Consider the following 13,195-nt stretch of genomic DNA (forward strand, 5'->3'; position numbering starts at 1 on the left):
ATCGTGCTAACCGCTGATAGTCGACAAGCAAGCGCTTATAGAATCCCGTTAACCGCCGATAGTCGACAAAGAACCGCCGATAGACAACAAAAATCCGCTGATAAGACATCACCCAACAACAGCAATGCCATCGATTCATTTTAGAATCGATTCACTTTCCGTTATAATGGAACTTACAGAAGAGAGGGGCGGCCAATTTGTCAAAATCAGTAGTACTTGCAGAAAAACCATCCGTAGCACGCGATATTGCTCGCGTCCTCGGTTGTCATAAAAAAGGAAATGGCTTTTTAGAAGGAACACAATATATTGTGACATGGGCACTCGGACACTTAGTTACTCATGCTGATCCAGAACAATACGATAACAGCTTTAAAGAATGGAAACTTGAGGATTTGCCGATATTACCTCAGCCATTTAAACTCGTACCAATTAAACAAACGATGAAACAATTTAACGCCGTGAAAGCACAACTGAATCGATCCGATGTAAATGAAATCATTATTGCAACCGATGCAGGGCGTGAAGGGGAGCTTGTCGCTCGTTGGATTTTAGACAAAGCCAAAACCAAGAAACCCATTAAGCGATTATGGATATCTTCCGTCACAGACCAAGCCATTCAAAAAGGTTTCCGTGAATTAAAAGACGGACGTGCCTATGAACATTTATTTGAAGCGGCTGTTGCAAGAGCGGAAGCGGACTGGGTGGTTGGCATTAACGCGACACGTGCATTGACCGTGAAATATAACGCTCAATTATCGACTGGACGTGTGCAAACGCCAACTCTAGCGATGATTGCCACACGTGAAAAACAAATTAGTGATTTCACATCTAAACCTTTTTATGGTTTACAAGCGCTGACGAATGAAGCGAATTATACGTGGTCATTTGGTCCAAACAATCAAACGAGCAATTTTAATAAAGAACAAGTCGAGCAAGTTCTTAAAAAATTAGACACTAATAAAGAGGGCAAGATTTCTTCTATTCAAACGACACCAAAGAAACAGCCTGCTCCTCCATTATTTGATTTGACGGAACTTCAAAAAGAAGGGCATCGTCTGTTTGGTTGGTCAGCAAAAGAAACATTATCAACCTTGCAAGGATTATACGAGCGTCATAAAGTGGTGACCTATCCGCGTACAGACTCGAAGCATTTATCAAGTGATATGAAGTCGACGTTAATTGATCGAATTAAAGCGGTCGATTTGCAGCCTTATCGAGCAGCGACAAACAGCATTTTACGTTCAAGTACTATTCAACCTCAAAAAGGTGTAATTGATGATGCGCGTGTTAGCGATCATCATGCGATTATTCCAACAGAAGAATCGCCAGTGTTACAGAATTTATCAGATAAAGAACGTAAATTATATGACATGATTGTCAAACGATTTTTAGCAGTCTTTTTGCCACCTCATGCCTATGATCAAACTGTCATTACGCTTGAAGTTAACGGTGAAAACTTCACTGCAAAAGGAAAGACTGTTCGTGATGAAGGTTGGAAACGCGTCTATCAACAAGATAAAGATGACACATCAGAAAGTACATTACCACCCGTTCAAAAAGGAGACACGATTGAAATTCGTGCCATCACGATGACGCAGGGAGAAACAAAACCTCCTGCACGTTTTAACGAAGGAACCTTGTTAGCGGCGATGGAAAATCCCTCTTCATTTATGGCAGGGGAATCAAAAGATATCATCCAAATGGCGGTGGAAACAGGTGGACTTGGTACCGTAGCTACGCGTGCGGATATTATCGAAAAGTTATTTAATAGCTTTGTCATTGAAAAGAAAGGCAAAGATATTCATACAACATCTAAAGGGAAACAGCTTTTAGAATTGGTTCCTGAGGATTTGAAGTCACCTTCCTTAACTGGGGAGTGGGAACAAAAATTAACGAAAATTGCTAAAGGTACGTTGAAGAAAGAGCAATTTATGAAAGAAATGGTACTGTTTTCGAAAACAGTTGTATCTGAAATTAAACAAAGTGATCAAAAGTATAAGCATGACAATGTCACAGGCAAGACATGTCCGACATGTGGCAAGAATTTACTTGAAGTAAATGGCAAGCGTGGGAAAATGCTCGTATGTCAAGACCGTGAATGTGGCTACAAAAAATCAGTGTCCATGCAAACTAATGCACGTTGCCCAGTGTGTCACAAACGTTTGGAAATGCGTGGTGAAGGTGATGGTAAACTGTTTGTTTGTAAATGTGGACATCGAGAAAAATTATCTGCCTTTGAAAAACGTCGTGAATCTTCAGGTGGTGCAAAAGCTAATAAGAAAGACGTACAGAAATTCTTGAAACAACAAGATGAGCCGGAAAATACAGCGATGGCTGAGGCTTTGAATAAGTTATTGAATAAGGACTAGAGATAATTTTGATAGAAATTTGTCTTGCTTCATGCGTCATCTCTCGGGACCCTGTAGCTCGTCCTTCTAGCAAATGATGAGCTACAGATGCGCCTTCACTTTTCTAATGAAACGAGGATATGTCTATGGCAAAGTCGGCAAAACCAGCAAAAACGAATGCAGTGCGCTTGCTTGATCAACAAAATATCGGCTATGAATTGTTTGAGTATGAAGTGTCTGATGGGCTAGTCGATGGTGTTTCAGTGGCGCAAAAAATTCAACAACCTGTTGAAAAAGTTTTTAAGACACTTGTCGCAACTGCGGGACCAGGAAAAGTATTTGTCTTTTTAGTTCCTGTTGCCCAAGAACTGAATTTGAAATCTGCGGCGAAAGCAGCGGGGGAAAAGAAAATTGATATGCTTGCTGTAAAAGATCTACTTGGACTAACTGGATATATTCGTGGAGGGTGTTCGCCACTTGGCATGAAAAAGTTGTATCCGACGTTTATTGATGAATCCGCAAAAGAGCTAGATACCATGATTGTAAGTGCAGGGAAAATCGGCATGCAGATTCATTTAGCACCAAGTGATCTATTGTCATGTACACACGGTGTTTTCGACTCGTTAACAAGACAGAACTAAATTTCGATTTACGAATAACATGGACTGATATACTATAATTAAAGGATTCAAATCCATTCATGCTATGCATGAGTGGATTTTTTGTGGAAAGAAGGCGTTTTTAACATGACAAAAAATTTTTACATACGTTGGAGCTTTTTTATCGGTGGAATGATGTTCTTAGCACTGGGAATTGCCTTGACGATAAGAGGGAAATTACTAGGTATAGCTCCGTGGGATGTTTTACATGTAGGCTTATTTGAAAATTTTGGATTAACAATCGGAATGTGGTCGATTGGAACCGGCTTACTACTCGTGCTTGGTACTTCGCTTTACTCGAAGCGTTGGCCGCCTATTGGCACGTGGTTAAATATGATTTTAGTGGGCTTGTTCACAGATTTATTTCTATGGATAATGCCAGTTGTATCAAGTCCCGTTGTGCAAACCATCTTCTTTGTTAGTGGAGTAGGGATAATGGGATTTGGTGTTGGAATGTATATTGCATCAAATATTGGAGCAGGACCTCGTGACTCACTCATGCTTATCCTCGTAGAAAAAACTGGTTGGACCGTGAAACGAGTCCGTACTTTGCTTGAAATAGTGGTTGCCTTACTTGGTTGGCTTCTAGGAGGTCCAGTTGGTATTGGAACAATAATCGTTGCATTAACACTTGGTTATATCGTTCATTTCACGTTAAATATTTCAAGGAATTGGATTGCGAAATTAACGGTTTTAACTCCTTAATAGACATGTTTTAACTCTCCCTTTCATATAGTAGATTCAGTCTATACATTGAAAGGGTTGATTATATGAATGGAACTATAACGCATCAATTTGGCAGAGCTTTTACAGGACAAGGGGAAAAAAATATTTATACAGATTTGATCAATGAAGCACGAAAAGTATACTTCATTAAATCCCCACCTACATTTAAATTATCCGATTTATTTAAACAAGTTGGCTACCACTATGTAAAAAGAGGATACGATATTGAATGGTTTTATGATCCTTTGCACACTGATGTGATTGAGGCTACCTATGTGAAAAGTAATCGTATTTTATTTATTCAAGCTTCCCATCCAGTATCATTTGAACCGAAATATTATGGTAGCACTCATCATGTGATATCGTTTTATGAAGCTTATGACGAACAAAAGTTACGTGAACACGGTGGATTTTTACGAGAAAAAACATTGCACAGTGAACAGTGGCTAGCCAAAGCATTACAAACTTTAACTACTGCTAAAAACATCCATGACGAATGGGAAGTTCCCTATGTCGACGGTATGGATTGGAACGGTTTTGATACACAAGCAGAAGCCTTGTTTGCTGACACATTCACTACACTTAAATTTAATAAACCTTCACAACGTCACCATCGATTAATGGGAACGTTAACGCCGGAAGGACCAAAAGATCATTTTGACTCATTAACGAAAGGGGTCAAAAGACGCATATTCATCAAGGGTTATCCCGGAAGTGGAAAATCAACATTGATGAAACGTTTTGGAGAACATGCGGAGAGTCTAGGTCTTGATACCCAGTGGGGCTGGTGTGGACTCGACCGTAACAGCATCGATTATGTATGGTTACCAGAGCTTCAAACCATTCTTTTTGATAGCACAAGCCCGCATGAATACGAGCCTGAACGTTCGGGAGACGAAATTTACGATGTTAAAAAATTCCGAGAACTGAATGAAAATGAAGGGCTACTTGTGGACGGCATAATCGGCCGATACAGAGAAGTTATCGTACATGCAATTGAGTATTTACAAGTATATTGTACGGATGACGAGACCATAAGAGAGACTTTAGACACCTGTGTTAATAACTATAAATGGCAAGAAATCGAGATGAACCTATTCCAAAAGATAGATAATTCTTCCATATCTAAATGATTAAATAATCTCATTCTTTAGAATTATTACAAGTGTTACACTTGAACCTCTAAAACTATTGTCAGAAAATTCAATAGTCGAGAGGGGAAATGAACATGAATAAAAAGAAGTTGTTTTCAATACTATCTACAGGTGCACTGGCTGCATCACTGTTCTCACCTGCAGCAATAGCTCCAGTTGAAGCGGCAAGTCCATACGCAAATTTTAATACAGCAAAATACGGCGATCGAGTGGATATCGATCAATATTTAAATGAATTATCTACTAGTGAAAGCTTCCAAAAAGAAGCGGACCGAATCATTAAAGCGCAAGCGGATGAAGTGGAAGGCGGTAGTGAAAAAGCTGCCGAAGAAACTCCTTTCACATTTGATGGTGGAACGAAATTGTTCTTAGACCGTAATTTATCGTTTAAGGATTTCACATTACGTAGTGTCGGTGATAACGTCGAAATTTGGGTAGCGAATGATTTGGCTTATGGTCCGAACAACCCGAGACCAGCAGATGTTGTAACGCAAGCTCAAGTCGATACATTGCGTGACGAGTTTGATGGCAATATTTATCCCGTAGCTACTGATTTCTTCGGAACACCAGATGCATTAGACGGTTCCGAGTCGCCACTACCTGGCATGGTTGGATTGCCTGAAGGATACTATGAAGGTTCAGACAAAATCATTATGTTAGTAGATAATGTACAAGATGAAGGATGGAATGATCCTAGCTATCCATTCTTTGTAGCAGGCTTCTTCTGGCAAACGCTTGAAAACTACACGGATCGAAATATTGTCACCATTGATACAAACTCATGGGAAACTCGACTCGAGTCTACTTTCTTTGGGACAACGATTCATGAACTTCAACATTTAATTCAAGCAGACAATGATGGCTCTGAAGAAACTTGGTTGAACGAAGGAATGTCTACTTTCTCTGAATTTTTAGGAGGATACGGTCATGGTGAAGGGTCAATCAACTTCTATTTAGATCATCCTGAAAATTCATTAGTAAACTGGGATGAGCATGGAACAGCTAAAACAGGTCCAGAAACGATTGCAGATTATGGCCAAACATACTTGTTCACACTATATATGTACGATAAGTTTGGCAAAGAATTCATCCGTGACTTAGCGGTAGATGGAAGTTCTCAAGGGATTGAATCTGTTAATCAACAACTAGAATCATTGGGAACAGGTAAAACATTTACTGACGTTTATCAAAATTTCATGACAGCACTTGCTTTAGATGATTCAAAAGTAAGCAGTGATTACAAATTTGATAGCATCAGCTTACGTGAATTGCCAATCAACGCAGCTGGAGATAAACGTGGCAAAACAATTGATTTCGAAAAAGCATTAACGTTTGAAAAAGAAGGCGTTCCAGCATGGGGCGGCGATTTTAAAGAGTTTAACTTCGATAAAAATGTACGTTCATTGAAATTTGATGGAGTTGATTTCCTTCCGTTACAATGGTCAACCGTTGAAAATCCATTAGATTCTTCTGAGCAAGTGCTTCATGCAAACAATGGTGACGAAGCCGACCAAGCATTAATTTTCAATGCACAAGTACCGACTGAAAACCCTACTTTAACATTCGATCATTACTATGACATCGAAGAGGGCTGGGATTATGCGGTCGCTCAAATTTCAACAGATAACGGTGAATCATGGACGTCATTATCAAATGAAAATACTCGTTCAGATGTAGTAGAAGAAGGTCATCCAACGATTAAAGAAAACGTTCCTGGCTTTACAGGTCATTTAGAAGAATGGACAACTGAATCATTTGATTTATCAGCGTATGCGGGTCAAGATGTTTTAGTATCATTTAGAAACCTGACAGACTGGGGTTACAATGATGATGGGTGGTTCATAAAAAATATCAACCTTGGTGAATTCTCTGCAGATGGCACATCAACAGATGCTTTCAAATCGCTTGCAGAACTAAAAGGGGAATATGTAGACTTCACTGTATCGTTAATTCAGACACGTACTAACGGAGAACAAAAAGTAATGCAAATTGATCCATTCGACGTGACAGATACAGAAGCTTTACAAATCCGTAATTTCTTAACACAAGGAAATGTCAAAATGATTACTTCTTATGCAGCTAATCCTGGCGATTTAAATCCAGTTGATTTCACTTATGAAGTAGTATTTCAAGATAAAAAAGGCAAGACAACAAAAGATAAAATGAAAAACTAATGAACGAATGAAAAGCGGGCTCAAATTGAGTCCGCTTTTTGTTCGTTCAAAAGTTCCTTCTAACTTGCAGATGGGTTATTGTCCATTCAACCTTGTTTGTCGTCCATTCAAAATGGATTTCCGTCCACTCACGTAAGGTTTCTGTCCATTCACAATAGGTTATCGTCCACTCCAGTAGCTTTATTGTCCATTCGCCTGGAGGAGGACACAATTCCACCTAGGAAAGACACTTTTCCGACATTCAAATCTATGTTAAAGAAAACAATAGATCGTACTCAACAACGTTATAAGTATAGTTGCGCCTAGCAAGCTCATGCTGAAAGTACCGCCAGCGAAAATGCACGAAAAAATATATTAATTCAAAAGCACCGCCATGAATCGTGCAGGAGAAAATGATAACTTCATCTATCTAAAACCGAAGTCATTCCGCAATTCATCTTCTCTTTCACATCACGCTTTTCTTCATTCAATGAATGGCTTATGTTAAAATGGAAAAGATTATATAACAGCGTTTAGCCAATGATAGAGAAGTGGCACATAAATCCGCTTGAGAGGAAGATGAATTTGTCAAACGTACTAGATGCATTTTTACAAGAAAACTTACAAGAATTAAAAGATCAAGGTTTATACAATGAGGTTGATCCAGTTGAAGGTCCAAACGGGGCGAAAATTCAAATCCGTGGAAAAGAACTCATCAATTTATCTTCAAATAACTATTTAGGCCTTGCAACAAATGAAGAGCTTAAACGTATTGCCAAAGAAGCAATCGATAAATACGGAGTTGGAGCAGGTGCGGTTCGTTCGATTAACGGAACGCTTGATTTACATGTGAAATTAGAAGAAAAACTTGCTGAGTTTAAAGGTACAGATGCAGCAATTTCATATCAATCAGGATTTAATTGCAACATGGCCGCAATCTCAGCGGTAATGGATAAAAATGATGCGATTCTGTCGGATCAATTAAACCATGCATCTATTATTGATGGCTGCCGTTTATCTAAGGCGAAAATTATTGCTTTTAAACATTCTGATATGGACGATTTACGAGAAAAAGCTAAAGCTGCACAAGAATCAGGTCTTTATAATAAAGTCATGATTATCACAGACGGCGTATTCTCTATGGATGGTGACATTGCGAAGTTACCAGAAATTGTACAAATTGCGAAAGAATTTGATTTGATTACGTATGTAGATGACGCACATGGATCGGGTGTTACCGGTAAAGGTAAAGGGACAGTGAAACATTTTGGATTAGAAAAAGATATCGACTTCCAAATGGGCACATTGTCTAAAGCAGTTGGTGTTGTTGGCGGATACGTGGCCGGTAAACAACCGTTAATTGACTGGTTAAAAGTGCGTTCACGTCCGTTTTTATTCTCAACAGCAGTGCCACCTGGCGATGTTGCAGCAATTACGGCAGCACTTCAAATGATCATGGACTCAACAGAACTTCACGATAAGCTGTGGGACAATGGCGATTATTTGAAAGCTGGTCTAGATAAATTAGGATTTAATATCGGTGCATCTGAGACACCTATCACTCCTTGTATCATTGGTGATGAAAAACTAACACAACAATTCTCGAAACGTTTATTCGAAGAAGGCGTCTATGCCAAAGCAATCGTCTTCCCAACTGTGCAAAAAGGCGCAGGTCGTGTGCGTAACATGCCAACAGCCGATCATACAAAAGAAATGTTGGATGAAGCAATCGTTATTTATGAAAAAGTCGGCAAAGAGCTAGGCGTTATCAAGTAAAGCAGTTTAACACTCGAATGTGTATAAGCATTCGAGTGTTTTTTTCTTATAAGCCATTTTATTTTGAAAAGAGTATTTCTTTACTACTGGAGGTAAGCTTATGACATATGAGGAAGTTATGAATTATTTAGAAGAAGTTGGCACTGAGCAGACACGAGAAATATTTATTAAACACGGTGCACGTGATTTGTTTGGAGTTAAAGTTGCTGATTTGAAAAAGATTTTGAAGTATGTGAAAAAAGACCAAGAGCTTGCCTTGAAACTATACGAATCTGGAAATTCCGATGCCATGTATTTGGCCGGTTTAGCAATTGATGCAAAGTTGATGACAAAAGAACAATTACAGTCATGGGTAAAAGAAGCGTACTGGTATATGCTTTCCGAATATACCGTAGCATGGGTCGCCGCTGAAAGCCCATATGCACTAGAATTAGCGCGTGAGTGGATGCAATCAGATGAAGAAATGATTGCATGTGCTGGGTGGAGTACATATTCGAGTTATTTAGGCTATGCCGGTGCAGATGACTTGGATTTGCAGGAAGTCTCTCGATTATTGGAACAAGTAAGAATGAACATTCACGAAGCGCCAAATCGTGTACGGTACGATATGAACGGATTTGTAATTAGTACGGGCGTATATGTTCCAGAGTTAAGAGAAGATGCGCAACGAGTGGCACAAGAAATTGGCAAAGTGCATGTTGATGTGGGGGATACGGCATGCAAAGTGCCACTCGCTTTTGACTACATCGAAAAAGTAATTTTACGTGGTGAGCTCAATAAGAAAAAAACTTTACGATGTTAAGAATTTAAGTGACCTCGACGCGAACAACATGCGTCGAGGTTTTTCTGTTTAGTGATTCGTTATCAAGTTAAGATGTTTTCACAAGAAAACGAGTTCCGTTGCAACTTTTCAGGTTTCGTTGCAACTTTTCTATTTTCGTTGCAACTATCTAGGTTTCGTTGCAACTATCTAGGTTTCGTTGCAACTTTTCCGATTTCGTTGCAACTAACCAATTTCCTCCTAATTTTTCAACAAAAAAACCACGCGAACGAGCCGCGTGGGCAAATTAAGAATTACATATGATGTTTTAAGGAATGAATGACAATATATTTCTGTACGCCACGTGAACCGTCAATGGCTTTTTTGGATTCGATCGTATACATTTCTTGATAGCCTTGTTCAAAGGCGTAAAGTGCGTGCAATGCGTGAAGCATCCAGTCGACACTAATATTTTCTTCCTGACGTTCGGCTTCTTCAAAGTCGCCTTTTTTAGCAGCGATATAAGCAGCGTAATATGATTTCAAAGGGTCGCTATCAATCTTTTTAGCATATGTATCGGCTGCATCAATATTTTTAAGATGCAATGCCAAAATAGTTTTATATACATTTTGCATATAAGGTTGTTCGTGCTTCTCTAAAATCACACGTAAACTCGTTTCCACCTCGGCATCATTGCCGTGAGCCAAGGCAAGTGGATACGCAAATAATGGCTTCTTTTTATTCGCGATTAAGTATTTCTCAATAGATTTTTCATTATTTGATCGATACACAGTGAATATTTGAGGCAGAACAACAAAGGCTAAGAGGAAAACTAAAATAGTTAAAATAACGACAAAAAATGGAAATTGTAAATAGAATAAAAACGTAGCTAAGATAAAGGCTACAACATAGGTAATGCTCAATCGAAAGAATTTTATCATTTAATTAGTCCCTTTTCTATTTAGTATAACAAAATAGCCTAGTAAAGGAATGTCTGTCTTAAATCTATTAGAAATGTAAACAATATCTATGCTTATCTAATACTCTAATATTTAACGTATTGTACTTTCACAATGAACACACTATAATGAATACGGGATAAAGGCATTTACATCAATGTTTTATCGAAATAATTTGTATTTCTGGAAAATACAATTGTTCAAGTGTAGAGGAGGAAATTATATGAAGAAAATTATGATTACTGGCGCGTTAGGTCAAATAGGATCAGAATTAATTGTGAAATTACGTAGTATTTATGGAGCAGATAACGTTTTAGCGACAGATATTCGTAAAACGGATTCCCCTGTTATTGAAAGTGGTCCATTTGAAATACTAGATGTTATGGATGCAGAGCGCATGCACACACTTGCCAAAGACTTCGGGGCAGATACGATGATGCACATGGCTGCATTACTTTCCGCTACAGCTGAAGCAAAACCTTTACTTGCTTGGAACCTCAATATGGGTGGATTAGTTAATGCGCTTGAAACGTCACGCGATTTAGGACTTCAGTTCTTTACGCCAAGTTCAATCGGTGCATTTGGTCCATCAACTCCTAAACAAAATACACCTCAAGATACATTACAACGTCCAACCACGATGTATGGCGTGAACAAGGTAGCGGGTGAATTATTATGTGATTATTACTTCCATAAGTTCGGATTAGACACACGTGGTGTTCGTTTTCCTGGGCTTATTTCTTATGTAACTCCACCAGGTGGAGGAACAACGGATTACGCAGTAGATATTTATTACAAAGCGTTGGAAACAGGGAAATACACATCTTACATTGAGCAAGGAACGTACATGGATATGATGTATATGCCAGATGCATTGCAAGCAATTGTTGATGTAATGGAAGCCGATGCCTCAAAACTTGAACACCGCAATGCCTTCAATGTTACGGCTATGAGCTTTGAACCTGAACAAATTGCTTCGTCCATTCGCAAGCATATTCCAAACTTCGAGTTATCGTATGACGTGGATCCAGTTCGTCAAGCAATCGCAAACAGCTGGCCAGATGCGATTGACGCAACCGCTGCTAAAAATGAGTGGGGCTTCAAAGCACAATATGATTTAGACTCAATGACGAAAGATATGCTCGACAAGCTAGCTAAAAAATAAATAAATAGTAAAAAGCTGACATATCCTGATAAAGGGTGTGTCAGCTTTTTTGTATGATGTTTTCTTTCACATATCCAAGAAAAAGCTGACTTTAAAATCGCGTAGCGCGAAATTAAAGTCAGCTTTTCTATTTTTTAGAACAATAAATGTGCGACACCAGCGATAATTGGCAAAGCAATTACTGTACGTAAGACGAAGATAATCAGTAAGTCTAAGAAGTTTACTGGGATTTTTGAACCAAGTAACAATCCACCAACTTCAGACATGTAGATTAATTGTGTAACCGAAGTTGCTGCGATGACAAAACGAGTCAATTCTGACTCAATCAATTCCCCACCTAATAGAGCTGGTAAGAACATGTCGGCAAATCCAACAACTATCGTTTGTGCTGCTTCAGCAGCTTCAGGAATTCCAAGAACCATTAACAATGGCACAAATGGTTTACCTAACCAAACGAATACATCTGTATAAGTGGCAAGCATTAAAGCGATTGTACCAAACGCCATAACGACTGGCGCAACGCCCATCCACATATCGAGAACGTTTTTTAAGCCGTCCGTAATAAATTTTGTTACCGAACGGTTTTTATTCGCTGTTGATAAAGCATTTTCCAAACCATGAGTCACAACGTTATACCCTTCAGGTAATGTTTCAGTCGTCTCATCAAAGGGACGACCATCAATGTATTCATCAGGTTTACGTGACAATGGGAAGATACGAGGCATAATAAATGCTAACACAATCCCAGAGAAAACTACCGTTGCATAAAAGGGAAGGAAATAACTTCCTAGGCCAATTTGTTCAATCACGACAATCGAGAATGTAATTGACACAACAGAGAACGTAGTCCCAATGATAGCCGCTTCTCTTTTCGTGTAAAAACCTTCTTCATACTGTTTACTTGTTAATAAGACACCAATTGTTCCATCGCCAATCCAAGAAGCAAGGGCATCAATAGAAGAACGACCAGGTAATTTGAATAGAGGGCGCATGATTTTCACCATCATGGTACCAAAGAATTCAAGTAATCCGAAGTTCAAAAGTAACGGTAAAAGGAGTCCTGCAAATAAGAAAATAGTAAACAAGAATGACAATAAACCAGTAGTAGAAAGTAATAAACCACCAGTATCTTCACTTGTAACAGCTTCAGGTCCGATATTCGCAACAACCATCACGGCAAAAACTGCACCTACAATACGTACAATTGTCCAGAACCAGTTAACTTGGAATAACTTTTCGAAAAATGTTTGATCTTCAGGATTTGGGTCTTTTTTAAATTGATAAATGATCGAACCAAGTGCAGCTAAGATCATCACAATCGTTACAGTCCAAGGCATAATCGGTTCAACATAACCTGCTACTAGATTAGCTAAAATCGCCACAGGAATTTTCCATTCACCATCAAACTTGAATGGAATCATGAATAAGAATATTCCGATAATTGAGGGTATTAAGAATAATAGCCATGTAGATAGTGAAAACTTCTTCAAAAAGG

Annotated in this window: 10 protein-coding genes; 8 read left to right on the forward strand and 2 right to left on the reverse strand. The window is 38.8% G+C overall.

Annotation, left to right across the window (positions count from 1 at the left end; genetic code table 11):
* Positions 1–197: 197 nt before the first annotated feature.
* The 7 genes from ACFPYN_RS16880 to ACFPYN_RS16910 all read left to right on the forward strand — a co-directional run bounded on the left by ACFPYN_RS16880 (position 198) and on the right by ACFPYN_RS16910 (position 9,618).
* A complete protein-coding gene (locus tag ACFPYN_RS16880; RefSeq protein WP_377735758.1) occupies positions 198–2,369 on the forward strand; it encodes a DNA topoisomerase III in 2,172 nt (723 codons plus the stop codon).
* Positions 2,370–2,494: 125 nt separating this feature from the next.
* Positions 2,495–2,989 (forward strand): Cys-tRNA(Pro) deacylase, encoded by a 495-nt coding sequence (gene ybaK, locus ACFPYN_RS16885; RefSeq protein ID WP_377735759.1) that lies wholly within the window; start codon positions 2,495–2,497, stop codon positions 2,987–2,989.
* Positions 2,990–3,094: 105 nt separating this feature from the next.
* The gene (locus tag ACFPYN_RS16890) at positions 3,095–3,712 is read left to right on the forward strand and encodes a YczE/YyaS/YitT family protein (protein ID WP_377735761.1); all 618 of its coding nucleotides are present in this window, start codon (positions 3,095–3,097) and stop codon (positions 3,710–3,712) included.
* Positions 3,713–3,777: 65 nt separating this feature from the next.
* Positions 3,778–4,866: a hypothetical protein gene (locus ACFPYN_RS16895; protein ID WP_377735762.1), complete on the forward strand. Its 1,089-nt coding sequence runs from the start codon at positions 3,778–3,780 to the stop codon at positions 4,864–4,866.
* A gap of 95 nt (positions 4,867–4,961) precedes the next feature.
* Positions 4,962–7,061: a peptidase M6 gene (locus ACFPYN_RS16900; protein WP_377735763.1), complete on the forward strand. Its 2,100-nt coding sequence runs from the start codon at positions 4,962–4,964 to the stop codon at positions 7,059–7,061.
* Between the two features lie 564 nt (positions 7,062–7,625).
* Positions 7,626–8,816: a glycine C-acetyltransferase gene (locus tag ACFPYN_RS16905; protein WP_377735765.1), complete on the forward strand. Its 1,191-nt coding sequence runs from the start codon at positions 7,626–7,628 to the stop codon at positions 8,814–8,816.
* Positions 8,817–8,916: 100 nt separating this feature from the next.
* Positions 8,917–9,618, forward strand: a complete 702-nt coding sequence (locus tag ACFPYN_RS16910; RefSeq protein ID WP_377735767.1) for a DNA alkylation repair protein — start codon at positions 8,917–8,919, stop codon at positions 9,616–9,618.
* A gap of 272 nt (positions 9,619–9,890) precedes the next feature.
* Here ACFPYN_RS16910 and ACFPYN_RS16915 read toward each other — a convergent pair whose 3' ends face one another.
* Positions 9,891–10,517 (reverse strand): hypothetical protein, encoded by a 627-nt coding sequence (locus ACFPYN_RS16915; RefSeq protein ID WP_377735769.1) that lies wholly within the window; start codon positions 10,515–10,517, stop codon positions 9,891–9,893.
* Positions 10,518–10,758: 241 nt separating this feature from the next.
* Between ACFPYN_RS16915 and ACFPYN_RS16920 the strand changes: the two genes are divergently transcribed.
* The gene (locus tag ACFPYN_RS16920) at positions 10,759–11,700 is read left to right on the forward strand and encodes an L-threonine 3-dehydrogenase (RefSeq protein ID WP_377735771.1); all 942 of its coding nucleotides are present in this window, start codon (positions 10,759–10,761) and stop codon (positions 11,698–11,700) included.
* A 134-nt stretch (positions 11,701–11,834) separates the two neighbouring features.
* On the opposite strand, the gene ACFPYN_RS16925 is transcribed toward ACFPYN_RS16920, so the two are convergent.
* Positions 11,835–13,190 carry a YjiH family protein gene (locus ACFPYN_RS16925; RefSeq protein ID WP_377735772.1) on the reverse strand — a complete coding sequence of 452 codons (1,356 nt, stop codon included), beginning with the start codon at positions 13,188–13,190 and terminating at the stop codon, positions 11,835–11,837.
* Between the last annotated feature and the right edge of the window lie 5 nt (positions 13,191–13,195).

This window comes from Paenisporosarcina macmurdoensis (genome assembly GCF_042658845.1).
In the GTDB taxonomy this organism is placed as follows: Bacteria; Bacillota; Bacilli; order Bacillales_A; family Planococcaceae; genus Paenisporosarcina; species Paenisporosarcina macmurdoensis.